The 25,511-nt window shown below is 67.6% G+C and carries 19 protein-coding genes and 1 tRNA gene; 4 read left to right on the top strand and 16 right to left on the bottom strand.

Going from position 1 to position 25,511, the window contains the following annotated elements; genetic code table 11:
* Nucleotides 1–550: 550 nt before the first annotated feature.
* The 3 genes from ACWF99_RS25045 to ACWF99_RS25035 all read left to right on the top strand — a co-directional run bounded on the left by ACWF99_RS25045 (nucleotide 551) and on the right by ACWF99_RS25035 (nucleotide 4,445).
* On the top strand, nucleotides 551–2,119 hold the full coding sequence (locus tag ACWF99_RS25045; protein WP_452537549.1) for an ATP-binding protein: 1,569 nt from the start codon (nucleotides 551–553) through the stop codon (nucleotides 2,117–2,119).
* 95 nt (nucleotides 2,120–2,214) lie between these two features.
* On the top strand, nucleotides 2,215–3,339 hold the full coding sequence (locus tag ACWF99_RS25040) for a phosphotransferase family protein (protein ID WP_452537548.1): 1,125 nt from the start codon (nucleotides 2,215–2,217) through the stop codon (nucleotides 3,337–3,339).
* On the top strand, nucleotides 3,330–4,445 hold the full coding sequence (locus ACWF99_RS25035; protein ID WP_452537547.1) for a hypothetical protein: 1,116 nt from the start codon (nucleotides 3,330–3,332) through the stop codon (nucleotides 4,443–4,445). Before ACWF99_RS25040 ends, ACWF99_RS25035 begins: the two co-directional genes overlap by 10 nt.
* Before the next feature lie 80 nt (nucleotides 4,446–4,525).
* On the opposite strand, the gene ACWF99_RS25030 is transcribed toward ACWF99_RS25035, so the two are convergent.
* The 8 genes from ACWF99_RS25030 to mqo all read right to left on the bottom strand — a co-directional run bounded on the left by ACWF99_RS25030 (nucleotide 4,526) and on the right by mqo (nucleotide 13,688).
* Nucleotides 4,526–6,124, bottom strand: coding sequence for a TROVE domain-containing protein (locus ACWF99_RS25030; protein ID WP_452537546.1), 1,599 nt, complete (start codon nucleotides 6,122–6,124; stop codon nucleotides 4,526–4,528).
* Nucleotides 6,125–6,401: 277 nt separating this feature from the next.
* Nucleotides 6,402–6,467 (bottom strand) — tRNA-Pro (locus tag ACWF99_RS25025).
* Between the two features lie 51 nt (nucleotides 6,468–6,518).
* The gene (locus ACWF99_RS25020; protein WP_452537545.1) at nucleotides 6,519–6,950 is read right to left on the bottom strand and encodes a cobalamin biosynthesis protein; all 432 of its coding nucleotides are present in this window, start codon (nucleotides 6,948–6,950) and stop codon (nucleotides 6,519–6,521) included.
* A 25-nt stretch (nucleotides 6,951–6,975) separates the two neighbouring features.
* Nucleotides 6,976–8,469 (bottom strand): cobyrinate a,c-diamide synthase, encoded by a 1,494-nt coding sequence (locus tag ACWF99_RS25015; RefSeq protein ID WP_452537544.1) that lies wholly within the window; start codon nucleotides 8,467–8,469, stop codon nucleotides 6,976–6,978.
* Between the two features lie 34 nt (nucleotides 8,470–8,503).
* Complete coding sequence (gene cobO, locus ACWF99_RS25010) at nucleotides 8,504–9,118, bottom strand: cob(I)yrinic acid a,c-diamide adenosyltransferase (RefSeq protein ID WP_452537543.1); 615 nt, start codon at nucleotides 9,116–9,118, stop codon at nucleotides 8,504–8,506.
* A gap of 211 nt (nucleotides 9,119–9,329) precedes the next feature.
* Nucleotides 9,330–11,453: a magnesium chelatase subunit D family protein gene (locus tag ACWF99_RS25005; RefSeq protein ID WP_452537605.1), complete on the bottom strand. Its 2,124-nt coding sequence runs from the start codon at nucleotides 11,451–11,453 to the stop codon at nucleotides 9,330–9,332.
* A 187-nt stretch (nucleotides 11,454–11,640) separates the two neighbouring features.
* Nucleotides 11,641–12,081, bottom strand: a complete 441-nt coding sequence (locus tag ACWF99_RS25000) for a GNAT family N-acetyltransferase (protein ID WP_452537542.1) — start codon at nucleotides 12,079–12,081, stop codon at nucleotides 11,641–11,643.
* The gene (gene mqo, locus ACWF99_RS24995; protein ID WP_452537541.1) at nucleotides 12,078–13,688 is read right to left on the bottom strand and encodes a malate dehydrogenase (quinone); all 1,611 of its coding nucleotides are present in this window, start codon (nucleotides 13,686–13,688) and stop codon (nucleotides 12,078–12,080) included. Before mqo ends, ACWF99_RS25000 begins: the two co-directional genes overlap by 4 nt.
* Before the next feature lie 153 nt (nucleotides 13,689–13,841).
* Here mqo and ACWF99_RS24990 point away from each other — a divergent pair, with 153 nt between their 5' ends.
* Entirely contained in the window at nucleotides 13,842–14,864 is a 1,023-nt protein-coding gene (locus ACWF99_RS24990; RefSeq protein WP_378655230.1) for an alpha/beta hydrolase, read from the top strand.
* A gap of 80 nt (nucleotides 14,865–14,944) precedes the next feature.
* Here ACWF99_RS24990 and ACWF99_RS24985 read toward each other — a convergent pair whose 3' ends face one another.
* From ACWF99_RS24985 to ACWF99_RS24950, 8 genes are all read right to left on the bottom strand, one after another.
* Complete coding sequence (locus tag ACWF99_RS24985; RefSeq protein ID WP_378626468.1) at nucleotides 14,945–15,508, bottom strand: glycosyltransferase family protein; 564 nt, start codon at nucleotides 15,506–15,508, stop codon at nucleotides 14,945–14,947.
* 227 nt (nucleotides 15,509–15,735) lie between these two features.
* Nucleotides 15,736–17,343 carry an AMP-binding protein gene (locus tag ACWF99_RS24980; protein WP_378626466.1) on the bottom strand — a complete coding sequence of 536 codons (1,608 nt, stop codon included), beginning with the start codon at nucleotides 17,341–17,343 and terminating at the stop codon, nucleotides 15,736–15,738.
* 245 nt (nucleotides 17,344–17,588) lie between these two features.
* Complete coding sequence (locus ACWF99_RS24975; RefSeq protein WP_452537540.1) at nucleotides 17,589–19,160, bottom strand: cobyric acid synthase; 1,572 nt, start codon at nucleotides 19,158–19,160, stop codon at nucleotides 17,589–17,591.
* A 68-nt stretch (nucleotides 19,161–19,228) separates the two neighbouring features.
* Complete coding sequence (gene map, locus ACWF99_RS24970) at nucleotides 19,229–20,092, bottom strand: type I methionyl aminopeptidase (RefSeq protein ID WP_452537539.1); 864 nt, start codon at nucleotides 20,090–20,092, stop codon at nucleotides 19,229–19,231.
* Between the two features lie 13 nt (nucleotides 20,093–20,105).
* Entirely contained in the window at nucleotides 20,106–22,415 is a 2,310-nt protein-coding gene (locus tag ACWF99_RS24965; protein WP_452537538.1) for an FdhF/YdeP family oxidoreductase, read from the bottom strand.
* A gap of 142 nt (nucleotides 22,416–22,557) precedes the next feature.
* Entirely contained in the window at nucleotides 22,558–23,535 is a 978-nt protein-coding gene (locus tag ACWF99_RS24960; protein ID WP_378626458.1) for an AAA family ATPase, read from the bottom strand.
* A gap of 4 nt (nucleotides 23,536–23,539) precedes the next feature.
* Nucleotides 23,540–23,965, bottom strand: a complete 426-nt coding sequence (locus ACWF99_RS24955) for a ribulose bisphosphate carboxylase small subunit (protein ID WP_378626456.1) — start codon at nucleotides 23,963–23,965, stop codon at nucleotides 23,540–23,542.
* 13 nt (nucleotides 23,966–23,978) lie between these two features.
* Nucleotides 23,979–25,442 (bottom strand): form I ribulose bisphosphate carboxylase large subunit, encoded by a 1,464-nt coding sequence (locus tag ACWF99_RS24950; protein ID WP_378626454.1) that lies wholly within the window; start codon nucleotides 25,440–25,442, stop codon nucleotides 23,979–23,981.
* Between the last annotated feature and the right edge of the window lie 69 nt (nucleotides 25,443–25,511).

Here is a 25,511-nt window from a genome sequence, read left to right as displayed (position 1 = left end):
GCGCTTCCGCAGAACCGGGATCGGCTTGAGCAGGTTGCAAGTGCTTTCCTGCAGCAACGCGGTCTTCACGGTCTTGATCATTTCGACTGCCTCCCTATGAGATTCGAACTTCCGATGTGACCCGAAGGCCACGGGACGAACACTAGAAACAGGTCGGCAGTCGAACAAGGGGCCGAATGCGCCCAAACGTTTTTCATACTGGTCAGCGCGGTGCATGCGCTGTCCGGTCCGGACGCCAGGAGATATTCCTCGATCAGATGTTCCGAACCGATCGAGTGTTCCCCGCCACGACCCGACTGTTGCTGCGGACATCACCGGCATCCCCGACACCTTCCAGTAGCCCTCGGCCTGAGCGAGGCTCGGTCGCTGGTCCTTCGACTGGTTAGACGGCGCGACGTGTCTCTCGGTTCCACTGGATGTCAATCGATGTGGGACACAGTGGAACCGAAGCGGCACGACGCGCGTCCTACAAGTTAGCTGCAGACACGAGTACGGAGCGGCCCTACTGCGAACCAGCCGGCCGGATCGCAGGGGTCCACGAGGGGGAGAAATGAATGTGACCAGTACCGACATATCGGCAGTCGATCGCCTGTACACCCCGCGGGATGAGTTCGCCTCGCGGTTCAGTGATCTGTACGCGGCCGGTGGTAGCCCGCCGCTTCGCCTGCTCGCGTCTGCTGCTCGCACACGCGCCAAGTCCGTGCGGGGCAGCGGCGCCGCCAGGTCGATATCGGCTCAGCGAATCAGTGATTGGAAGGCAGGTCGAAACGCACCGTCACGATTCGAGACGCTGCTACCAGTGCTGCTCGTGCTGATCGACGGAGCGCGACGACGCGGCAGGGCATCCCGAGTCGAGTTGGTGAATCTTCGCGGGTGGAATCAGCTGTGGCGCGAAGCACAGCCACAACGGACCACCCGCTCCGACGCCGGTCCCACCGGCGTCGGCCAATTCCTCGGTGCAGAGCCGTATTCGCGGGCGCACGCTCCCCTGTTCACCGGGCGCAAGTCCGCGATCGAGCACCTCGTCCGATTGCTGAACAGCGCGGCGAACGGGCGGGGCGCCGACCGTATCGTCCTCCTGTCGGGCGCGACCGGGGTCGGCAAGTCCTCGCTGCTAGCAGCGGGACTGACACCCACGCTCGAAGAACTCGGCCCGTGGTCTGTTCGAACGGTCGTGGCCGACTCTGATCCGACACCGTTCATTCGCGCGATACTCCGCGATCTCGAAAGCGGCCCCGGTCCGGCGCATCGTGTGTTCAGTCGCGCTCGCGCCGAAACCGTCGTGGTCATAGACCAATTCGAGCGTGTACTCGCAGATCCCGACACGATCACCGCGCTGTTGCGACGACTGGTCGAGTTCGCTGTCGTGCTGATTTCGGTGCGAAGTCCTCAACTGGCCGAGTGCACGAGCAATACATTCCTTGGCGAAGCGACCCGGCATCGGACGTACTCACTGGAGCCGATGCGCGCCGACGAATTGCGGACGGTGGTCGCTGGACTCGGGCGTTCCCGCGGCATCAAAATCGAAGCGGGCCTGGCCGACGTGCTGACAGCCGAGATCAGCGGAATCAGAGGTGACGCACCTCGCCTCGGCCACGAGCCGGCCGAGCTGACGATTCTTTCGCACACCGTGCAAGCCATGTCAGCGCAGTCGGCAGTGGCACGCTTCTCCATCAGCAGCTATCGCCGAATCAACGGCGTCCAGGGCGTCGTGCACACGATGGCCGACACATTCTGGGACCAGTTGTCCGATGACCAGCGGACGATTGCACAAAGAATCCTGCTCAGCTTGGTCGCGGTGCGTGATGATATCGATGACACGCGACGCAGAGTGAGCTTCGCGGAACTGCGCCGGACGCTGGGCCCCGACCCCACCGCGACCACAGTTCTCGGTGCACTGGTCGACTCCCGACTGATCAGCATGGATCGAAACACGGCATACCTCGGCCACGATCTGATACTGACATGGCGACGTCTCACGGAGTGGATCGAAGCCGAGCGGCCCGCTCTTCTCGCACGCGGGCAGGCGGCGGTACGATGCGGACACATCGACCACTGCCGCGTCGATATGCCTGCAGCCGTCGGCGCGAACCGACAGAATGGCCCCTGTCAACCCTGAGTCTCACTCAGCGATGCCGCTCTTACATTCCGGTCGGCTGTCCGGTACTCAGAAGTGACACACGTTACAGTTTTGCCGACAGGGGTACCCCGTAGATGTCCGAAGATCAGGATCCGGCCGCTCAGATGTCGCTCACCGTCAGCGAGCGTGATCTGGACGAGCTCGCCGGGAAGCTGGCGAGCTGGCTGACCGACAGGGTCGGCGCCGACGTGACGGTCAGCAATCTGAACAAACCGTCCAGCGGCGGCATGTCGAGCACCACCATCCTGTTCGACGCCGAATGGTCGGCGGACGGGGGCGCTGAACAGGGGTCCTTCGTCATCCGGATGGCGCCGGAGGACAGCTCGTTCCCGGTGTTCGAGTCCTACGACCTGGCGATGCAGTACCAGGTGATGGCAGGCGTCGCCGCGGCCTCCGAGATCGCCGTGCCGACGCTGCGCTGGCTCGAACTCGACGATTCGGTGTTCGGCTCCCCCTTCATCGTGATGGAGCGGGTCGAGGGCAGGGCGCCGTCGGACAATCCGCCGTACGTGTTCTTCGGCTGGCTGTTCGACGCGACGGCCGCCGAGCGCGAGCTGGTCGCGGACGCGACGGTCGAGGTGATCGCCCAGGTGCACGCCATCGACAAGGTGGCCGAGCGCTTCCCGCTGCTCGATGGTGCGGGCACCGCGCTGCGCAGGCATTTCGAGGCCCAGCGTGCCTGGTACAAGTGGGCGCTGACCGACCACGGTGTCGAAGTGCCGCTCATCGAGCGGACGTTCGATTGGCTGGAGGCCCACTGGCCCGCCGATCCCGGCCCCGAGGTGCTGAACTGGGGCGACGCCCGCCCGGGCAACATCCTGTTCGAGGGATTCACCCCGGCGGCCGTTCTGGACTGGGAGATGGCGACGTTCGCGCCGCGTGAGCTCGACCTGGGCTGGACCATCTTCATCCACCGGTTCTTCCAGGACATCGCCACCCGCTTCGACCAGCCCGGTCTCGCGGACTTCCTGCGCCGCGACGCGGTGGTGGCGAAATACGAAGAACTGACCGGACATTCGGTCCGGAATCTGGACTTCTACATCGTCTACGCCGCGCTGCGACACGCGATCGTGATGGCCAGGATCAAGTGCCGGATGATCCATTTCGGCGAGGACACCGTGCCCGCCGAACTCGACGACTACGTGATGCACCGTCTCACCCTCGAGGCGTTGCTCGACGGCACCTACGAATGGGACTGACTGTGCGCGCGATCATGCCCGTTCCCCTGGACGAATACCCGGTCCATCAGACCCCGCTGTCGCTGGCCAGGGTGGCCACCAGCGACCGGAACTTCTACGACCGCTATTACTTCAACGCCTTCGACCCGGCCGGCGACGCGATGCTGATCACCGGGTTCGGCGTGTACCCGAATCTCGGTGTGGTCGACGCGTTCGCGACGGTGCGCCACGGTGACGCCCAGCGCAGCGTGCGCTTCTCCGACGCGCTCACCTCCCGCGATCTGACCACCGCCGTCGGCGGCTACCGGATCGAGGTCATCGAGCCGCTCCAGAGGTTGCGATTGGTCTGCGAGCACGACGATCTCGGTTTCGATCTGACCTGGACCGGTGCGCAGCCCGCCGTGCAGGAGCAGCCGCACCTGATCCTGTCCGGCACCAAGCCGATCATCGAGGCCTCGCGCTTCGCCCAATCGGGTTCGTGGGAGGGCACTCTCGCGGTCGACGGCATCGACTACACGGTCGACCCGGCGGTGTGGACCGGCAGCCGCGACCGGTCCTGGGGCATCCGGCCCTCCGGTGAGCCCGAACCCGCGGGCAGGCCGACCGGCATGGACGGTTTCTGGTGGCTGTACGCGCCGCTGCGGTTCCAGGATTTCTCGATCGTGGTGATCGTGCAGGAGGAGCCCGACGGCACCCGTACCCTCAACAACGCGGTGCGGATCTGGAACGACGGCCGCAAGGAACAACTGGGCTGGCCGCGCATGCACTGGACCTACGAGTCCGGCACCCGGCACCCGAAGTCGGTGCGCCTGGACATGACCACCCCCGACGGGAAGCCGCTCGAGGTCGAGATCGAGTCACGCCCGGGAATCGCCTTGCACGTCGGCTGCGGTTACGGCGCCGACCCCGACTGGACCCACGGCCGCTGGATGGGCGAGAACTGGTCGCTGTCGAGCGCCTACGACCTCACCGACCCCGCGATCAAGGGTCGTACCCCCTACGGCGTGATCGACCACATCGGCTACGCCCGCTGTGGTGATCTCGAAGGCTGGGGCCTGTTCGAACACGCCTCCATGGGCCGCCACGACCCCACAGGTTTCGCCGATTGGTCCTCCGTCGCCCCTTGACGGAGCTTTCGCGCGAGAAGAAAAGGCGCCGCCGCGACAACGAGGTCGCGGCGGCTCCGATTTCTTGTGGGGTCGTGTTCTTATGCGGCCGTGGCGAAGTCGGCCAGGAGTGACGGCACGGCGGCGTCGAAGCCCGCGACGTCGAGCATGCCCGCGTCGCCTGGATCGGCGATGCTGAAGTTCGTCGCCGTCATGCCGACCACCACGAGCTTGGCCCGCGGGTTCACCTCGCGGCGGTAGCGGGCCAGCGCCTGGTGCGGGTGCACCGAACCCGCCCATGTCTCGTTGTCGGTGTAGATCGAGAACACATCGACTTCGATGCCCTTGTCCAGCGCGTGCAGGATGGGCAGCGAGCAGTCGGTGCCGCCGAACGGCAAACCCGATACCGCCCGCACCGCGTCGTCGAGACGCTGCCTCGGCGAGATCGACAGCGGGGACAGGCCGCGCGCCCCCTGCCACCCCTGACCGCTGGAGGTGAACCCGACGATCTCGTGCCGCGGTTCGGTGCGTGCGGTGACCAGGGCGAGCGCGGCCGAGGCCTCGCGCGCCGAGATCGGCAGTCCCCCGATCGCACTCGTCATCGAGCCCGAGACGTCCAGCGCCAGCAGGTGACGCAGGCCGGTCGGCCGCACGGACTCGAAGGCCGCGTAGAACGCGGTGTCGAGGGCGTCGACGACCGGAGCCGACGGCGTCCAGGTGCCCGCGCCACGCGCCGACCGCCCGGAAGCGTAGGTGCGCAACGCGATCAGCACCGACACCGGGTGCACCCGAGCTTTGCGCAGCCGTGCCGGGTCGGCGAGCTGCGCGCAGATCGCGGCGGTGCGCGGTCCGAGCGGATCGAGCAGGCCGAGACGAGTCAGCCGCGGCAGCTGACGCAACAGCGCGGTCTGCGGGATACCGTTGTCCAGCAACGTTTCCCACACCGATGCGGTGTTCAGCGCGGCGTCGGGCAGCATCTCCCAGCTGAGCCGGTACTCACGCACCAACTCCGGCACCTGCGCCACCGGCGCGTCCTGTGCTCGCTGGAATCCGTCGAGCAGTACCAAACCGTCGAGGTCCGGTGCGCGACCACAGATCCAGTCGAACAGCCTGCGCCGATCGTCGTCGGTGGTCGCCGGGTGCGACAGTCGCAGCAGATCGCGGTTCGACCAGCCCTCCCGCTGCCGGTACTTGACCACCTGGAACGCCAGGTCGTCGATCGGCTTGTCCAGGTACCAGTTCGCGACGGCGCGCCGCAGACCACGACCCCAGCCACGGAACTGCTCGGCGTAGCCGGCGAACAGGAACAGGTGCGTCCCGGTGCGCGCGACCAGCGGCAGCGCGGCGAAGGCGGCCCGGCGGCCGTCGACGTCACCGAGCGACGCGGCGGCGGCCAGCGCGAACAGGGCCGGGTTCTGGCGCGGCGCGCGCCCGGAGGCGGAGATCTCGACGATCTCGCGAACCAGATCCGCGGTGTGCTCGGCGGCGTATTCGACGATGAATTCAGCGTTGTCCGCGGTCAAAGCCTTCGCGTTGACATAGAAAGTTCCGGATTCCGTGCCGAGCGTGAGGAAGCGACGCACCCGCGCCTGCGGGGTGATCTCGAAAACGTAGCCGCCCGCATTGTTCACGACCTGCCGGTGATCGGCGGGCACAGTCTGCGGCGTGGCGCGACGAGAAAAGCGCGACAAGATATTCATTGTTCCCCCTCCGATACGTGTACCGGCGTTGATGTTTCGGACCCGGGACCCGACCGGGGCATGTGGTGACGTGGTGAGCGGACGGACGTGTGGTGACGGCCGAAAGACGGAAATCGCTTTCCGCCGCGGGATTCGAACCCGCTGGACCCTGAGGTCGTACCAGATAACCGACCGAATCCGGCCCGTCCTGCTCGTTCACGATGGACAGTTGCTCGGCGGACGTGTGTGTCCCGACCGGTATAGGTGCTCTACCAGCTGAGCTACCACCACCTTGCGGTGGCGGGCAGGATTCGAACCTGCGACATCCCCAATCCGAGTGGTAACCGATCAGATCCGGTCCGCCTCGCAACTGCTGACACGAATTTACTGCGCACCAACGATCTTGCCCAGCGAATTAATCTCCGGGCATCGACGATCGCCGCGAAGCCGACGCGGCGGCGACCACGATTCCGTCGACAATCGTTCTGCCGCAGACGAGTTCGCCACTGCCCGCGAGCAATGCCGCGGCTTCCGCGACGCTGGGCGTGCCGACTGCCGCCGTCGCGTGGTCCGAACGGTGCCGCACGTCGACTTCGGCCAGTTGTTCGGCGGTGAATGCCACCACGGACACACCGAGGGTCGCCGCGGCGGTCAGGACACCGGGTTCGGTCGCACGCCGATCGAGGGTCGCCAAGCAGCTGATGGTGGTATCGCCGACTACCGCCCGCATCGCGCGAACGATCCGCCCCGCATCGGTGCCCGGCCGTATGCCGATGCCGACGGCCAGCGCCGGACCCGATGGCGTACCACCGGTCGCCGGTTGCTGCTCACCGTCGGAAGTCGTCATCGTCGCCGTGTGCCGCTGCGCGCCATCAGGGGTCGAATCGTCTTGCGGCGGTGACGAATCGGGCGATCGCATCGGGATTCCCCGCCGGATGGGTGTGCAGGTAGGAGGCGTGGACCTGGCGGACCACAGCGCCCTCGGCGACGGAACCCGTCGCGCGCCAACCCCAGGCGGGGTTCTCCGCGCCGGTGCGGACCAGACGGGTGCGGTGGAACTCGTGGCCGCGCACCCGCGACCCCGCTCGCCACAGCGCCGAATCGTGCAGCGCGACGGCATCGCGGTAGCCGAGGGTCAGGCGCGGGCCGAATTCGGCGTCGGCGTCGATGACGCCTGCCATCCGATGGCCGTCGAGGGAGCGTGTGAGGTAGAGCAGGCCCGCGCACTCGGCGTGGATCGGCAGGCCCCGCGCGGCACCGTCGGCCACTGCGGTGCGCAGGCGCTCGTTGGCCGACAGCTGACCGGCGTGCTCCTCTGGAAAGCCACCGGGAAGGACCAATCCCGCTGTGCCGACCGGGAGTACATCGGACAGCGGATCGAACACCTCCACCCGGGCACCGGCGGCGACCAGTAGTTCCCGATGCTCGGCATAGCCGAACGTGAAGGCCGGACCGCCCGCCATCGCGATCAACGGATCTCTGCCCGAGACGACGCCGGACCCCGCGGCCGAGGACGCGGATTCCGCGGTGGGATCGACCGAGGTCGGCTGCCGACGGACCATCGCCGCGTCCGTTCCGTCGCCATCGGAAATTGTTCCGCCCGTGCCGTGTTCAGCAGCTGAGATCAACTCGACGTGTGGATCCCACGCGGCGCCCAGCACCGACCCGCCTGCCAGGGCCACGATCGCACGCAGGTCCACGTGTGCCGCGACGAGTTCGGTCATGGCGTCGACAGCGGCGGTGGCGGCGGAGCCGTGTTCGACGGCGGGGATGAGGCCGAGATGGCGGGAGGGGACTTCCAGTTCGGCCATGCGGGGCAGCGCGCCGAGAACGGGCAGGCCGACGCGGTCGCAGGCTGCGCGCAGAACCTGTTCGTGGCGCTCGCTGCCGACGCGATTGAGGATCACACCGCCGAGGCGGACCGAGGAGTCGTAGGTGGCGAAACCGTGCAGGAGCGCCGCGAGACTCTGGGAATGACCGCGGGCGTCGACCACCAGGACCACCGGCGCCCCGAGCAGCCCGGCCACCTGCGCGGTGGAACCCTCGGCGATCGCGTCGCTGCGGTTTTCGTCGATCCGGCCGTCGAACAGGCCCATCACGCCTTCGACGATGGCGATGTCGCAGCCCTGCGCGCCGTGCCGATACAGCGGCACCACCCGATCCTCGCCCACCAGAACGGGATCCAGATTGCGCCCCGGCCGTCCCGCGGCAAGTCCGTGATAGCCGGGGTCGATGTAATCGGGCCCCACCTTGAACGGCGCCACCCGGTGACCGGCACGCCGCAACGCACCGATCAGCCCGGTGGCCAGCGTGGTCTTTCCACTACCCGACGCCGGGGCGGCGATCACCACCGCGGGTGCGCTCATCACAGACCGCCCCCGGTCCGGGCGGTCGGCACCGTCACCATTCGATACCGCGCTGTCCCTTTCGGCCCGCGTCCATGGGGTGCTTGACTTTGGTCATCTCGGTGACGAGATCGGCGGCCTCGATCAGGGCCGGGGGCGCGTCACGGCCGGTAATGACGACGTGCTGGTTGCCAGGGCGGTGGGTGAGGGTGTCGACGACCTCGTCGATGTCGACCCAGCCCCATTTGAGCGGGTAGGTGAACTCGTCGAGGACGTAGAAGCGGTGCTGTTCGGCGGCGAGGCGGCGGGCGATCTCCTGCCAGCCGGACAGGGCGGCGGCCGCGTGGTCTTCCTCGGTGCCGTGCTTGCGGGTCCAGGACCAGCCTTCGCCCATCTTGTGCCACTCGACCGCGCCACCCGCGCCGGTCTCCTCGTGCAGGGTGCCGAGGGTCCGGAAGGCGGCTTCCTCGCCGACCTTCCACTTCGCGCTCTTCACGAACTGGAAGACCGCCACGTCGAAGCCCTTGTTCCAGGCCCGCAACGCCATCCCGAACGCCGCGGTGGACTTGCCCTTGCCCGGCCCGGTGTGCACGGCGAGCACCGGCTGATTGCGCCGCTGCCGGGTGGTCAGACCGTCCTCGGGGACGGTCTCCGGAACACCTTTGGGCACGGAAACTCCTCTTCTCGACGCACGCGAGGTGCGCGTTCTGCACGACCTCGCGGTCGATATCTGTCGCACGCCGGCGCGCTCGAATGTCGAAGCCCGCCCCGCGACCCGTACCTCTCGGGCCGACCGCGCGTGCCGGTTCGTCACCCTTTCTATCAGGGGGCGCCCGGCGCGCTCACAGGGCTCGACCCCTACGCCGGACGGGCTGCAATCTTTATGCCGCTCGAGCGGGCAGACCTGTGGCCCGGACCACGTCGGCGACTGTCTCGCCGGTGAGTTCGGTCAAGCGCAGGTAGCGGGCGCGCAGGTCGCGAGCGAGTTCGGCGGCGAGGCCGAGACGGATCATGCCGCGCTCGCAGTCGATGACCATGGCGGTGTGCCCTTGGGCGGCCAGCAACCTGGCGGCGGTGCGCGCTCGTGGCAACGGGTCGGTGCCGCCGGTAGCACGGCCGTCGGTGAGCAGGACCAGCATCGGGCGGCGGCGGGGGTCGCGGACGTGTTCGCGGGCGATCACCTCGCGAGCCTTCTGCAAGCCCGCGGCGAGTGGCGTTTTGCCGCCGGTGCGCATCCCGGCCAGGCGGCGGACCGCGATGTCGACCGAGGAGGTGGGCGGCAGAACGAGTTCGGCCGCACTGCCGCGAACGCTGATCACGGCCACCTTGTCGCGGCGCTGATACGCATCGCGCAGCAGCGTGACAATCGCGCCGGTCACGGCGGTGAGCCGGTCGCGCGCGGCCATCGAGCCGGACGCGTCGACCACGAAAACGACCAGATTGCCTTCTCGGCCTTCGCGATACGCCCCGCGCAGGTCTTCGGTCTCCAGGGCGAGTGGACCGCTGATCCTGCCACGCTCGAATTGCTTCGGCGCGGCCGCGAAGACTGTGCCGAGCAGGTGCAGGCCGGTCGACGGGTCGGCGTCGGGGCGGACCGTGCGGCCGGTCCTGGTCCGGGCGCGCGAACGGCGACCGGGGGCGCCTTCGCCGATACCGGGGACCTCCCATCGCGGGGCGGGCTTGCCCGCCGAAGTCGGTGTGCCCGACAGTTTTTCGGGACCGGGTCGCGAACCGTTGCCCGCGTTGTCCTGGTTGGAGCTGTCCGAGCGGTCGCCACCGGAACCGCCGCCGCCCGGTCCGCCATCGTCAGGTCCTCGATCGTCCGGGCCGCCGCCATCGGGGCCCCCGTCATCATCGGGACCATCGTCGGGACCCAGGCCGTCCGGACCGCTTTCGCGACCGCTGCCCCGCGACCGCTCGTCCGCGCGGCCACCGGGGTCGACATCATCCGGGCGCGCGGAGTCACCGCCCTCGGCGTCGAGCTCGTCCCGGTGGCCGTTCCCCTCGTCACCCGGTGCGCGCGAACCGTCGAATTCCTCATCCCCCGAAGCCTTGTCGACCTCAGCGGCCGCGGCATCCATCGCTTCGTCGAGCTGCTGCTCGCTGATCCCCGGCTCGTCGAACGGATCCCGTCGACGACGGTGCGGCAGCGCGAGTTCCGCCGCGATCCGCACGTCGTCCTCGGTGACCCGATCCCGTCCACGCCACGCGGCATGCGCGGTCGCGGTCCGGGCGACGACGAGGTCGGCGCGCATCCCGTCGACATCGAACGACGCGCACAGCGCCGCGATCCGGCGCAGCTCCGCATTGTCCAGCGCGACCTCGGGCAACCGGTCGCGTGCGGTCAGAATGCGTTCGGCCACCACCTGATCGGCGTCGACGTAGCGGGCGGCGAACGCGGCCGGGTCGGCCTCGTAGTCGAGACGACGGCGCACCACCGCCATCCGGACGTCGACCTCGCGCGAGGCCGCCACGTCGACAGTGAGCCCGAACCGGTCGAGCAGCTGCGGGCGCAACTCGCCTTCCTCGGGGTTCATCGTGCCGACCAGCACGAACCGCGCCGGATGCGAGTGCGAGACACCGTCGCGCTCGACGTGCACGCGCCCCATCGCCGCCGCGTCGAGCAGCACGTCCACCAAGTGGTCGTGCAGCAGGTTCACTTCGTCCACGTAGAGCACGCCGTGGTGGGCCGCGGCCAGCAGCCCGGGACGGAACGCCTGTTCCCCGTCGCGCAGTACCCGCTCGAGATCGAGCGAGCCGACAACGCGGTCCTCGGTGGCGCCGACCGGCAACTCCACCAGCCGAGCGGGCCGCGCTCCGGTCTCGTCGACCACGGGCGGCAGCAACTGCGCGAGCGCGCGCACCACGGTCGACTTCGCCGTGCCCTTCTCGCCACGCACCAGCACCCCGCCGATCCCGGGATGCACGGCCGACAAGATCAACGCCAGCTGCAGCCGCTCCTGCCCCACCACAGCGGAGAACGGGAACCCCGCCTCACCCCCCACCCGCGCGGCGGTGTGCGGACCAGCGGCAACATCAGCAAAACCAGGCACGCCCCAACTCTATGCGCGGCCCGATCCCGGCAGCCCCCCGGGCATCGACAGGCCGGCAACCGAAGTCTGACGCCACCGTCGACCTGCTCGAACCCGCGCCGTCACGTCGGCGAAGCCCGAGGCTTCCCGGTGTACCGCGTCAGCCGCGCCGCATCGGCACGTGCATGATCCCGTCGTCGTTGTACTCGGGTCCGTCGACGGCGAATCCGAACTTCGCGTACATGCCGACCAGGTGCGACTGGGCATCCAATCGCACAGTGGCCGAACCGGTTTCGGCCAGCGCCGCCTGCATCAGCCGGGTGGTGTACCCGTGTTTGCGAGCGGACTGCGCGACGCAGACCCGGCCGATGCGATAGCTGGTGACCCCGTCGGCGGACTCGTCGAGCAGGCGCAACGTGGCGAGCACGGAACCGTCGTCGAGCCACAGGTGCCGCGTCGTCGCCAGCAGGTCGCGCCCGTCCAGCTCGGGATAGGCGCATTCCTGCTCGACGACGAACACCTCGACGCGCAGGCACAACAGCCGGTAGAGGGTGGCGGCGTCCAGATCCGCCGCCCACGCCCGTCTCAGTTCGACGCTCACACCTGCGCGTAGCTGGGGACCTGCTCGTTCGCAGGCGCGGTGGCGGCGTCCAGCTTCAGCGACTTGCTGGTCCAGTCCCACACTTCCTGGAACAGGGCCTGGTTCTCCGACAGCTTCTGGCCGAGGGAGGGGATCATCTGCTGCAGCTGCGGCGTCCAGCCGGTGTACTGCTCCGGGAAGCACCGCTGCATCACGTCGAGCATGGCGGTGACGCAGGTCGACGCACCCGGCGACGCACCGAGCAGACCGGCGATGGAGCCGTCCTGCGCGGAGATGACCGCGGTGCCGAACTCGAGCACCCCACCCACACCCTTGCGGCGGATGACCTGCACGCGCTGACCGGCGGTGATGAGCTCCCAGTCGCGGCCCTGCGCGCGCGGCAGGAACTCCCCGAGCACGCCCACCTTGCCGTTCTGCGACTTGAGCAGCTCTTCGACCAGGTACTTGGTCAGGCCGAGCTCGGTGAGGCCGACGCCGACGAGCGAGCCGATGTTGTTGGGCTTGATCGACTTGAACAGGTCGGCGTTGGAGCCATCCTTGAGGAACTTGGGGGTCCAGCCGGCGTAGGGGCCGAACAGCAGGCCCTTCTGGCCGTTGATGACGCGGGTGTCGAGGTGCGGCACCGACATGGGCGGCGCGCCGACGGCGGCCTTGCCGTAGACCTTGGCCTCGTGCGCGGCGATCAGCTCCGGGTTGGTGGAGCGCAGGAACTGGCCGCTGATCGGGAAGCCGCCGAAGCCCTTGGCTTCCTTGATGCCTGCCTTCTGCAACAGCGGCAGCGCGCCACCACCGGCGCCGACGAACACGAATTTCGCGTTGATGGTGCGCGACTGGTAGGTGCGCAGGTTGCGGACGGTGACGTTCCACGACCCGTCGGACTGCTTGTCGAGGTCGCGGACCTCGGTGCCGAAGGCGATCTCGCCGCCGGAGTAGCCGATGTAGGCGAGCAGCTGCTTGGTGAGCGCGCCGAAGTCGATATCGGTGCCGCCGTCGGACCAGTTCAGCGCGATCGGGTCGCTGAAGTCACGGCCCTTGGCCATCAGCGGCAGGCGCGCGGCGAACTCGTCGGGGGTGTCGATGTACTCCATGCCGCGGAACAGCGGGTGCGGCGACAGCGCCTCGTAGCGCTTGCGCAGGTACTCGACATTGTCGGCGCCGTGCACGAAGCTCACATGCGGGATGGGGTTGATGAAGCCGGCGGGGTCGTCCAGCACGCCGGTGTCGACGGCGGAGGCCCAGAACTGGCGCGAGACCTGGAAGCGCTCGTTGATGTCGACGGCCTTGCTCACGTCGACCGAGCCGTCGGCGTTCTGCGGGCTGTAGTTGAGCTCACACAGCGCCGAGTGGCCGGTACCCGCGTTGTTCCACGGGTCGCTGCTCTCCGCGGCGGCGGCGTCGAGCCGCTCGAACACCGAGATCGTCCAATCCGGCTGCAGCTGCCGCAGCAGCGCGCCCAGCGTGGCACTCATGATGCCAGCGCCGATGAGAACTACATCGGTCTTTTCACTCTTCGCAGCGTTCGGCACGGGTAGATCGACTTCCTTGTCCTTCTCAGCTACCCACCGGCGGGTGAGTTCGCTTGGCGCGGGCGCTTTGGCGGTGTTCATGCGACTCGCGGTGAATCGCCGGGAGGTAGGTTACCCGTCGTTCACCTGATGCCAATTGTGCACCTCAGCTGAGCACAGTTCTGCAACGGACCTCCCGAATGTGATGAAAAGCAAGCCTGCACGTCACCATGACCGCGCGATAGATTGAGCAGTGTGACGAAAGAAACCCTCGCTGATCGAACCGACGAGCAGTGGCAACCCGATGTTCTCGGCACCGCCTATCAACAGCGGACCCTCCCGCTCGGTATCGACCCCGACGGTGAGGGTGAGGTGGTGGCCACGCTCGTGCGCTATCTGCCCGATGCCACGGCGTCGGCGATCGAGCCGACCGTGCTCTACGTGCACGGGTTCACCGACTACTTCTTCCAGGAGCACCTGGCCGAGCATTTCGCGGCGCGCGGGCACCGGTTCTACGCGCTCGACCTGCGCAAATGCGGGCGGTCGCGGCGAGAAGGACAGAGCGCGCACTACGTGAGCGACCTGGCGCTCTACGACGACGAGCTGACCGAGGCGCTGCGGATCGCGCGCGAGGAGACCGGCAACGATGTGCTGATCGTCGCGCATTCGACCGGTGGCCTGATCGTGCCGCTGTGGTTGGACCGGCTCGAGGCGGCCGGTGGCAGCGCGGCGGCGGGCGTGGCCGGGGTGGTCCTCAACAGTCCCTGGTTCGACCTGCAGGGACCGTCCTTCTACCGCACCGTCGGCACCCCTGTGATCAACGCGGTGGGCCGGTTCCGCGCCTTCGCCCAGTTGCCCGGCGGCGTCAGCACCGCCTACGGCGACAGCCTGCACACCAGCCGCTCGGGTGAGTGGGACTACAACCTGGACTGGAAGCCGCTCAGCGGTGAACCGGTGCGGCTGGGCTGGCTGCGCGCCATCCGCCAGGGACACGCGCGCCTGCACCAGGGCCTGACCATCGGCGTGCCCGCGCTGATCCTGCGCTCGCGGCTCACCAAGTTCGCCCGTGAGCACTCCCCCGCCGTCGACGTGGCCGATGCCGTGCTCGATGTGAAGCAGATCCAGCGCTGGGCGGGCTGCCTGGGCGAGCGCACCTCGATCGTCCCGATCGACGGCGCCCGCCACGACGTGTTCCTGTCCTCGGAAGCCGTGCGCGCCAACGCGTTCCAGGAAACCGACAACTGGCTCGACTGGTTGGCGACCTACCGCAAGTCCTGATCCGGACACCGCTCACCAGGCTCTGCCGCGAACTTGCGCGAACAGCGATCCGCGTCAGTGCCTGGTGAGCTCGGCCGCGTCTACCAGAGGCTGGTGCGCAGGACGATCTCGGTGGCGAATTCGTGGCCCGCCTCGGTGGCGATGTTGTCGACTTCCAGTGGGACGACCCGGAATTCGCCGTAGACATAGCGGCCGGAGGCATCGGCGGTGGCGCGGGGCAGGCCCTTGGTGACCAGCATCGTGACGGGCAGTTCCAGCGGCGGACAGGTCGCGTCGGGGACTCGGCCGTCGGCGTCGGGAACCGCCGGGTGCCCGTGGTCGGCGACGACCAGGCTCATGAACCGGCCGAACCGGCCCGCGCACACCCGCCACGCCAGCTCTGCGCCCGACCCACGCCCCGCGACGTTGACGTAAGGCAGTTCGAGTTCGTCGAGAATCGCGCGCACGCCCGCCGGATCGAGTCCCTCGACAGACTCCACGACGATGGTCTGTAAGTCGGACTCGTGCAGCCGTGTGCACACCTTGTCGAACACGTCGGCAGGGTCGTCCGCATCGGGAAGCAGCAGCACATTGTGCCGCGAAGAAGGTCCGTCGACCCGCACCGTCCAGGCCTGGTCACCGACCGTGATCTGCCGAGATTTCATGCCGGGTTACGGTACACGTCCAGCCTGAACAACGCGGCCTGTTCCGGCGCGCCCTGCCGATCTCCACACCCCCGTGTACTGGGCATTCACTGCCTGCGATGCCGAAATTGCCAAACCTGTCACAACGCCGACCCGACCGCTGTGAGGAGACCGGCCGCACAGCGGGTGATCCACTGAAGCACGGGTCACGACTCCCACACGGCTCGAACGCCTCACTCCGATGTGCGCTAACCGCGCGCGACCTCGGTCGCCCACCGATAGTCGGCTTTGCCGGCAGGGGTTCGCTTGATCTCGACGACGGTACTCATCGAACGCGGTACTTTGTATCCCGCCAACGACGTTCGGCAGTGCTGCTGGACCTCGTCGAGCGTCAGTGCCGGCGCGTCCGGGTAGGTGGCGATGACAGCGGCCACCTTCTGCCCCATGCGCTCGTCGGGTACCGGGACGACGAGCGCGTCAGCGATCGACGGGTGGGCGTGCAGCACGGCCTCGACCTCTTCGGCGAACACCTTCTCGCCGCCGGTATTGATGCATTGCGAACCACGCCCGAGGAACACGATGGTGCCGTCGGCTTCGACGCGCCCCATGTCACCCAGGATCGACATCCGCGTGCCGTCGACGCGGGTGCGGAAGGTGCGGGCGGACTTGTCCTCGTCCTTGTAGTAGCCGAGCGGAACATTGCCGACGCGGGCGATGTACCCGATCTGGTCGCTGCCCGGCGCAATGTCGGCGAGCTCCTCGTCGACGAGCAGCATCGTCGATGACGACGGCATGCGCAGATTGCCCTGCTCGTCGACGGTGAAGGCGCCGTCGTTGCCGGACTCGGAGGCCCCGAAGTTGTCCCGCAGCAGCAGATCCGGCTTGACCGCCAGCATCCGTTCGCGCACTCCGACCGACCAGATCGCGCCACCGGAGGTGATCGAGAACAGTGAGCTCAGGTCGATCTGGCCCTGACGGCGTTCCAGCTCGTCGACCAGAGGTAGCCCCATGCCATCGCCGACGATGAGGATCACTTGGATCCGCTCCCGCTCGATCGCCTCGACAACGCGTTGCGAGTCGAAGTCGCGCATGAGCACCACGCGGGCGCCGAGAGTGAAGAACGTGAACAGCGAATACAGGGCCGCGCCGTGCATGAGCGGCGCGGCGATCAAGAAGGACAGCTCCGGAAATTCCTTTGCGGCGGCGGCGATCTCGGCGAGGTCGGCGCGTGGGTCGGTACCGTAGGGATTTCCGCCCGAGAGCGGCTTGCGGAAGAAGTCGTCGTGGCGCCACATCACACCCTTCGGGTATCCGGTGGTGCCACCGGTGTAGAGCACGTACAGCTCGTCTCCGGTACGAGGTGCGAACTCCACTGCAGCAGAGTGTGTTTCGGACTCGGCGAAGGAAACCACGGCGACCGATCGAGCGGCCGCGGCGGTGCGCAGCTCGTCGTCGAGCGCACCGATCACGATCACCGTGCGGACCAGCGGGCACGCCGAGAGGAGCTCCGCCAGCGTTCGCTGGTGCTCCGGCAGTTCGACGATGACGGCGACCGAGTCCGAATTCGTGAAGATGTACTCGAGTTCGGCGGGCGTGTAGCGGTAGTTGACGTTGATCGGCACCGCGCGGATCTTGATCAGGCCGAGGAGGGCATGGACGTGTTCGACGCTGTTCTTGAGGAACAACGAGACATGGTCACCCTCCCCGATGCCCGCCTGCGACAGCATCGCCGCCACCTTGTTCGCCTCGCTGTCGAGCTGGGCGTAGGTGACGTTCTCACCCTCATAGGTCAGCGCGACACGGTCGGGAACGGCCGCAGCCACCGATTCGAAGACGTCCGCCAGATTGAACTGCACAATCACTCCTCGTAGACCACCGGCATCGACTACACACCGCCGTGAACACGTTCTACTTCCCGGTCGACACTGACGCAATCAGGCCCTGATGAGCTCGGCCTGAACTCCAGCAATCGGTGCCGCCAATAGTAGAACAGGTTACAAAACAGTGGTGCCGGATCGGCGTACTCGCCACAACGGCGCCGCGTGGACGGTGCGGCCGGACGGGCCGTACACCACCGCATCCGCAGCTGCCGGCGCCAGGATCACCGGGAGGTTCGGATGACGGGGCTATCGGCCGGGGCGCCGTCGCGGATCAGGTGTTCCAGCACCGCGAGGTCGACGTGTTGCTCGACGAGGTCGGCGAGAAGGTCGAGTTGCGCGGATCGGACGGCCGCGACCGAAGTGTCGGGGGCGACGGTGAAGCCGGTGCGCCCGGCTCTGGCGGCTACTTCGGTGAGCCAGGTGCGGCGGAACTCGTCGGATTCGAGCAGTCCGTGGACGTGGGTGCCCCAGACCGCTTCTCGCGCACTGCCTTCCGGGTTGCCCTCGACTGTCAGCCAGGAGGGGTCGTCGGTGCGGGTGACCCTGCCGTGGTGGATCTCGTAGCCGTGCAGGGGATCCGGGCCCGCGATGCCGGATACTTGCCGAGCGATCTTCGGGTTCGCGAATTCGATATCGAGATCGAATAGACCGAGGCCCTCCACCACGCAGGGCCGCGCGGTCACCGATTCGGGGGCATCGGCTCGACCCACCGCCGCTGTGTGCTCGACGCCGTCGACGATGCGGGCGCCGAGCATCTGGTAGCCGCCACAGATGCCGAGAACAGGGCGCCCAGCGGCGGCGCGGGTTCGCAGAGCATCGGCGATTCCGTTGGCGCGCAACCAGTTCAGGTCGGAGATGGTCGCCTTGCTGCCGGGGACGATCACGAGGTCGGCGGTGGCCAGCTGGTGGGGGCTGTCGGCCCAGCGGACCGAGACGCCGGGTTCGCAGGCGAGAGCCTCGATATCGGTGGAGTTGGAGATTCGCGGGAGGCGGACGGCGGCCACGGTGAGCCAGTCGGCGCCGTGCGGCGGGCCGGGGCGACCCACAGGGGCGCCGGAGATGGTGCCGAGGGAGTCTTCGGCATCGAGCCAGAGCTCTTCGGCGAAGGGAAGAACGCCGAGGGTGGGGCGGCCGGTCAGCGCGACCAGCTGGTCGAGGCCGGGTTGCAGCAGCGACACGTCACCGCGGAACTTGTTGACGAGGAAGCCCGCGATGAGCTGCTGATCTTCGGGTTCCAGCACGGCGACGGTGCCGAACAGGTGGGCGAGGACGCCGCCGCGGTCGATGTCGCCCACCACCAGGACCGGAATGTCGGCGGCGCGGGCCAAACCCATGTTCGCGAGATCGGTTGCCCTGAGGTTGATTTCGGCCGGCGAGCCCGCCCCCTCACAGATCACGACGTCGAATTCGTCACGTAACGAGGCCAATTCGGCCGCGACGACCTCGCGCAGCTCCTGCCGACGAGTGAAATAGTCACGCGCGCCGACAGTTCCGACCGCTGTGCCCCGAACGACCAGCTGAGAGCGGCGATCGCTGCCCGGCTTCAACAGCACCGGGTTGAACCGCACGCTCGGCTCCAGCCCACAGGCTCGAGCTTGCAGGGCCTGGGCACGCCCGATCTCCCCGCCGTCGAGGGTGACGACCGAGTTGTTCGACATGTTCTGCGCCTTGAACGGCGCCACCCGCACCCCGCGCCGCGCCAGCATCCGGCAGATACCCGCCACCACGACACTCTTCCCGGCGTCGGAGGTGGTACCCGCGATCAACAGCGCGCCGCGCAGGGGCGCGCTCACGGCAGCGTGAGAATTTCCGCGCCCGTGTCGGTGACGACCCAAAGGCGCGAGCCTCGACCTGCGCCGATTCACGGCAAGGTCAGAACTTCCGCACCCGTGTCGGTGACGACCAGTGTGTGCTCGAACTGCGCGGTCCACTTGCGGTCCTGGGTGACCACGGTCCAGCCGTCGTCCCAGATGTCGTAGTCGATACCGCCGAGGTTGATCATCGGCTCGATCGTGAAGGTCATGCCGGGCTCGATCACCGACTCGATGCTGGGCTGGTCGTAGTGCAGCACCACCAGGCCGCTGTGGAACGTGGGGCCGACGCCGTGGCCGGTGAAGTCGCGCACCACGCCGTAGCCGAAGCGGTTGGCGTAGGCCTCGATGACACGGCCGACCACGTTCAGGGCGCGACCAGGCCTGACCGCCTTGATGGCCCGGTTGGTGGCCTCTTCGGTGCGCTCGACGAGCAGACGCACCTCCTCGTCGACATCGCCGGCGAGGAAGGTCTTGTTGGTGTCGCCGTGCACGCCGTGGATGAAGGCGGTGACGTCGATGTTGACGATGTCACCGTCTTCGACCACCGTCGAGTCGGGGATGCCGTGGCAGATGACCTCGTTGAGCGAGGTGCAGCACGACTTGGGAAAACCCTTGTAGCCCAACGTCGACGGGTAGGCGCCGTGGTCACACATGTACTCGTGGGCGATCCGGTCGAGCTCGTCGGTGGTGACACCGGGAACCACGGCCTTCCCCGCCTCTTCGAGCGCCCGCGCCGCGATCCTGCCCGCGATCCGCATCTTCTCGATGGTCTCGGTGGTCTGTACCCAGGGCTCGTTGCCCTCGTTCGCGGTCTTCTTCCACACGTATTCGGGCCGCTCGATGGAGCGGGGAACTTCCCGGATCGGCGACTGGGTACCGGGAACTAGTGGCTGACGGGTGCGCACGGACATGAGAGCAGTGTATCTATGCGCGCACGTCGCCGTCGGTCCCAGCCCGTCGGACCACCGGCTCCAAACGGACGATGATGCCTTTCGAGGTCGGCGTGTTGCTGATGTCGGCGACGCTGTCGAGCGGAACCAGCACGTTGGTCTCCGGGTAGTACGCGGCGGCCGAACCACGGCTGGCCGGGTACCCGACGGCGACGAACTTCTCCGCCCGCCGCTCGGTGCCGTCGTGCCAGATGCTGACGATGTCGACCACATCCCCGTCGGCGATCCCCCGCTCGGCCAGGTCGTCGGGGTTGACCATCACCACCCGGCGGGCGTGGTGGATGCCGCGGTAGCGGTCGTTGCTCGCGTAGGGAATGGTGTTCCACTGATCGTGGGACCGCAGAGATTGCAGCACAAGGTAGCCCGGCGGCGCGTCGATCATGTCGAAGTCGTTGCGGGTGAACTCGGCCTTCCCGCTCGCGGTGCGGTAGATGCCCTTGTTGACCGGATTCACCAGCAGCATCCCGCCCGGCGCGGTGACCCGTTCGTTGAAGTTCTCGAAGCCGGGCACGACCCGGGAGATCCGGTCGCGCACGGTGCTGTAGTCGGCGACGAATTCCTCCCACGCAATCGTGGACTCCGCCCCCAGCGTGCTGCGCGCCAGCCGGGAGATGATCGCGATCTCGCTGAGCAGCTCGGGCGAGGCCGGGTCGAGGCGCCCCCGCGATGTGCGGACCTGGCTCATCGAATCCTCGACCGTATAGAACTGCTCGCCGGTGGCCTGGATATCGCGATCGCTGCGGCCCAGCGTGGGCAGGATCAGTGCCGTCTCGCCGCAGACCGTGTGGGAGCGGTTGAGTTTGGTGGAGATCTGCACGGTCAGCGAACACTGCCGCAGGGCCGCCTCGGTGACCTCGCTGTCGGGCGTGGCCCGCACGAAATTGCCTGCGACACCGACGAATACCTTCGCCTTGCCGTCGCGCATGGCACGGATGGAACCGACCGCGTCCAGCCCGTGGGCCGCGGGCGGGGTGAAACCGAACTCCTTGCCGAGCGCGTCCAGGAACGACTGCGGCATCCGCTCCCAGATGCCCATGGTGCGGTCGCCCTGGACATTGCTGTGCCCGCGCACCGGGCACACCCCGGCGCCGGGGCGGCCGAGGTTGCCGCGCAGCAGCAGGAAGTCGACGATCTCGCGGATCGTGGGCACGCCGTGCTTGTGCTGGGTCAAACCCATCGCCCAGCACACGATGACCTTCTTGCTGGCCAGCACCTGCTGGTGCACGGCCTCGATCTCCGCGCGCGTCAGCCCGGTGGCGGTGAGCGCGTGCTCCCAGCTCACCGTCCTGGCATGCTCGGCGAAGGCATCGAAACCGCTGGTGTGCGCGGCGATGAACGCGCGGTCGAGCACCGTGCCGGGCGCCGCGTCCTCGGCGTCGAGGAGCAGCTTGTTCAGCATCTGGAACAGGGCCAGGTCGCCGCCGGGGCGGATCTTGAGGAAGATATCGGCGATCTCGGTGCCGCGCCCGATCACGCCGCGCGCCTTCTGCGGGTTCTTGAACCGGATCAGCCCGGCCTCGGGCAGCGGGTTCACCGCCACGATCTTGCCGCCGTTGCGTTTGGTCTCCTCGAGCGCCGACAGCATGCGCGGATGGTTCGTGCCGGGGTTCTGGCCGACGACGAAGACCAGATCGGCTTCGTAGATGTCGTCGAGGGACACACTGCCCTTGCCGACGCCGATGGTCTGCGCCAACGCGGAACCGCTCGACTCGTGGCACAGGTTCGAGCAGTCGGGCAGGTTGTTGGTGCCGTAGGCGCGGGCGAACAGTTGCAGCAGGAACGCGGCCTCGTTGTTGAGCCGCCCCGAGGTGTAGAACAGGGCCTCGTCGGGGGTGGGGAGGCCGCGCAGCTCGCGTGCCATCAGGTCGAAGGCGTCGTCCCAGCCGATAGGCTCGTAGTGCGTGGCGCCGGGCCGCTTCACCATCGGCTCGGTGAGCCTGCCCTGCTGGTTGAGCCAGTAATCCGACATGGTGTCGAGCTCGGCGACCGGATGCTCGGCGAAGAACTGCCGGGTGACGCGGCGGGTGGTGGCCTCGTCGTTGATGTGCTTGGCGCCGTTTTCGCAGTACTCGTTGAGGTGGCGGCGCGTGGGCTCGGGCCATGCGCAGCCGGGGCAGTCGAAGCCCTTGGTCTGATTGATGTTGAGCAAGGTGAGCGCGGTGCGGGCCGGGGAGTTCTGCGAGAGCGAGTACTCGATCGCGTGCGCCACCGCGGGAACGCCGACCGCCCAGGTCTTGGGCGCGGTCACGCTCAGATCATCTTGCGGGTCCTCGATCGAGGTCATGTGTCAGCTTCTCTTCAGTTCTGCGGCACCGCGCGGTCGGCATATCTGACAAAAGGCTTCTCACATTGTCCACCCTTGTCAAAGCGGAAAGCCCGATCACCTGATAGGTGCCGGCTATCGGGCTTTCCGCCGCGCGCGTGACTCAGTCCTGGGCCGGCTCGAAGACGCTGCTGCCGTAGACGTCCTCGGCGGTGAGCGTGATGAGGTCGGACTTGCCCAGTGGCCGGTCGAGCGCGACCAGCCTGCGGGCCTGCCGCAGCCGGCAGCGTTCGATCGCGTTGCGCACGCTGCGCGCGTTGGAGAACCTGGGCTGCTCCATGCGCAGCGTCAGGTACTCGGCGAACGCCTTGTGCGCGTCGTCGTCGAAGGCGAATCCTTCCGACTCCACCATCAGTCCCGCGATCTGGGTCAGTTCCGCATGGTCGTAGTCGGCGAACGTGAGGTGGTGCGGCACCCGGGAACTCAGGCCCGGATTGGCGGCGAAGAAGGTCGCCATCCGGTCGGGGTAGCCGGCGAAGATCACCACCAGATCACCGCGCTCGTTCTCCATCTCGGTGAGCAGGATCTCGATCACCTCCTGCCCGTAGTCCCGCTCGTTCTCCGGCCGGAACAGGTAGTAGGCCTCGTCGATGAACAGCACTCCCCCGGCCGCGCGGGCGATCGCCTCCTTGGTCTTGGGCGCGGTGTGGCCGATGAACTGGCCGACCAGGTCGTCGCGGGTGACGGTGTGCACGCGCGGGGCCCTGATGTAGTCGAGCGCGTGCAGGATGGCCGCCATCCGCAGCGCGACCGTGGTCTTGCCGGTGCCGGGACCGCCGGTGAAGCTCATGTGCAACGTGGGTCGCGTGGTGGTGAGCCCGAACCGGCGCCGCGCCCGGTCGACCTGGAGCAGCGAGGCGATCTCGCGGACCCGGCGCTTGACCGAGGCCAAGCCCACCAGCTCGGCGTCGAGCGCGGCCAGGGTGTCGCTCACCCTGGCCGCGGCCTCGTCGGCCGAGAGATCGAGCACCTCGTCGTCACCCAGAATCGCGGGCTCGGGCGTCTGCTCCTCGACTGCCGTGGTCTGCGCCGTGCCGCCTGCCGACGGGCGGTGGAACCCGAATCCCTTTGGTGTGTCCATCAGTTCACTCGCCCGCGTACCGATCGCCGGTCGGACGGGCGGTGGCGTAGGACTTCACCGAGTACCGCTGGGTACGGTCAGGACCCTCGACGCGTTCGAGCAGGAAGCCGGGCTCGTGCGCGGGTCGCTGGACGAGGAACGACATCGCGGTGGACTGCCTGCCCAGCGCCGCGTCGTAGGCCAGCAGCCGGATGTAGTGCTGTGGGAAGGTGGCCCGGCAATCCGCGAGCTGGGCGAGCACGCCGTCGGGTTCGGCCAGGTCGAACATCGGCAGCCCCCACATCTCCCAGTAGACGTTGCGTGGGTGCGGGTCGTCGGTGTACTCCAGCGAGACCGGCCAGCCGTGATCGAGGGCGAACTTCACCTGGGCCGCGATCTCGTCGTCGGTGAGGTCGGGCAGGTAGGAGAAGGTTCCGTAACGCAGTTTCATCGGGTGCTCCTGGTCAGATCGAGGGCACCGGAGTCGCCACCACATCGGGGGCGTCGGTGCTGGTGTAGTCGAAGGTGATGTCGCCCCAGGTGTCCAGAGCCGCCTGCAGCGGGGTGCAGAGCTTGGCCGCCCTGCGCAGCACGTCGGGTCCTTCGAACAGCAGATCGCGACCTTCGTTGCGCGCCTTGACCATTGCCTCGAGCGCCACCCGGTTGGCCTCGGCGCCCGCGGCGATGCCGTACGGGTGGCCGATGGTGCCGCCGCCGAACTGCAGGATCACGTCGTCGCCGAAAAGGTCGAGGAGCTGGTGCATCTGGCCGGCGTGGATGCCACCGGAGGCCACCGGCATGACGCCGGGCATCGAGATCCAGTCCTGATCGAAGAAGATGCCGTTGCCGAGATTGCGGGGAACATTGTTGTCGCGCAACGTGTCGTAGAAGCCACGGGTGGTGGCCGGGTCACCCTCGAGCTTGCCGACGACGGTGCCCGCGTGCACGTGGTCGACACCCATCAGCCGCGACCACTTCGCGATCACCCGGAAGCTCACGCCGTGCGTCTTCTGCCGCGTGTAGGTGGAATGCCCGGCCCGGTGCAGATGCAGCAGCAGTCCGTTCTCGCGGGCCCAGTGCGCCATCGACTGGATAGCGGTGTAGCCGATGGTGAGGTCGATCATCACCACCACGCTGCCGAGCTCCTTGGCGAAGTTCGCCCGCCGGTACATCTCCTCCATCGTGCCCGCGGTGACATTGAGGTAATGGCCCTTGATCTCGCCGGTTTCGGCCATCGCCCGGTTCACCCCCTCCATCGCGTAGAGGAAGCGGTCGCGCCAGCGCATGAAGGGCTGGGAGTTGATGTTCTCGTCGTCCTTGGTGAAGTCGAGGCCGCCGCGACAGGCCTCGTAGACCACGCGCCCGTAGTTGCGGGCCGACAGGCCGAGCTTGGGCTTGATGGTGGCGCCGAGCAGCGGGCGGCCGTACTTGTTGAGCATCTCCCGTTCCATGACGATGCCGTGGGCGGGGCCCTGGAACGTCTTGGTGTAGGCGACGGGGATGCGCATGTCCTCCAGGCGCAGCGCCTTGAGCGGCTTGAAACCGAAGACGTTGCCGATGATCGAGGAGGTCAGGTTCGCGATGGAACCTTCCTCGAAGAGATCGATGTCGTAGGCGATGTAGGCGAAGTACTCGCCTGGCCTGCCCGGAACCTCGTCGACCTGGTACGCCTTGGCTTGGTAGTGGCTGTTGGCGGTGAGCCGGTCGGTCCACACGACAGTCCAGGTGGCGGTGGACGATTCGCCCGCGACGGCGGCCGCGGCCTCGATCGGGTCGACGCCGTCCTGGGGAGTGACCCGGAAGACGGCGAGCACGTCGGTATCCTTGGGGATGTAATCGGGGTTCCAGTAACCCATTCCGGCATAGCTCTGTACACCCGGATCCCAACGCTCTTTGGTCGCCGCGCCGTCGTTGTCGATCGTCGTCATCGCCGTTCCTTTCGGGTCACGCCTATGAAGCACTTTCAGTGTGTGGGCGCGACAGTTCAGCGACAATGG

It is taken from the genome of Nocardia sp. NPDC055002 (assembly GCF_053608825.1).
This window is presented reverse-complemented; position numbering and strand designations above follow the sequence as displayed.

Coding starts and splice junctions, on each gene's coding strand:
- ACWF99_RS24985 (WP_378626468.1), bottom strand. CDS start 15,508: ATGAAATCTCGGCAGATCACGGTCGGTGACCAGGCCTGGACGGTGCGG.
- ACWF99_RS25040 (WP_452537548.1), top strand. CDS start 2,215: ATGTCCGAAGATCAGGATCCGGCCGCTCAGATGTCGCTCACCGTCAGC.
- ACWF99_RS24955 (WP_378626456.1), bottom strand. CDS start 23,965: ATGAAACTGCGTTACGGAACCTTCTCCTACCTGCCCGACCTCACCGAC.
- mqo (WP_452537541.1), bottom strand. CDS start 13,688: ATGAACACCGCCAAAGCGCCCGCGCCAAGCGAACTCACCCGCCGGTGG.
- ACWF99_RS25030 (WP_452537546.1), bottom strand. CDS start 6,124: ATGAATATCTTGTCGCGCTTTTCTCGTCGCGCCACGCCGCAGACTGTG.
- ACWF99_RS24960 (WP_378626458.1), bottom strand. CDS start 23,535: ATGGACACACCAAAGGGATTCGGGTTCCACCGCCCGTCGGCAGGCGGC.
- ACWF99_RS24965 (WP_452537538.1), bottom strand. CDS start 22,415: ATGACCTCGATCGAGGACCCGCAAGATGATCTGAGCGTGACCGCGCCC.
- map (WP_452537539.1), bottom strand. CDS start 20,092: ATGTCCGTGCGCACCCGTCAGCCACTAGTTCCCGGTACCCAGTCGCCG.
- ACWF99_RS25045 (WP_452537549.1), top strand. CDS start 551: ATGAATGTGACCAGTACCGACATATCGGCAGTCGATCGCCTGTACACC.
- ACWF99_RS24950 (WP_378626454.1), bottom strand. CDS start 25,442: ATGACGACGATCGACAACGACGGCGCGGCGACCAAAGAGCGTTGGGAT.
- ACWF99_RS25020 (WP_452537545.1), bottom strand. CDS start 6,950: ATGACGACTTCCGACGGTGAGCAGCAACCGGCGACCGGTGGTACGCCA.
- ACWF99_RS25015 (WP_452537544.1), bottom strand. CDS start 8,469: ATGAGCGCACCCGCGGTGGTGATCGCCGCCCCGGCGTCGGGTAGTGGA.
- ACWF99_RS25035 (WP_452537547.1), top strand. CDS start 3,330: ATGGGACTGACTGTGCGCGCGATCATGCCCGTTCCCCTGGACGAATAC.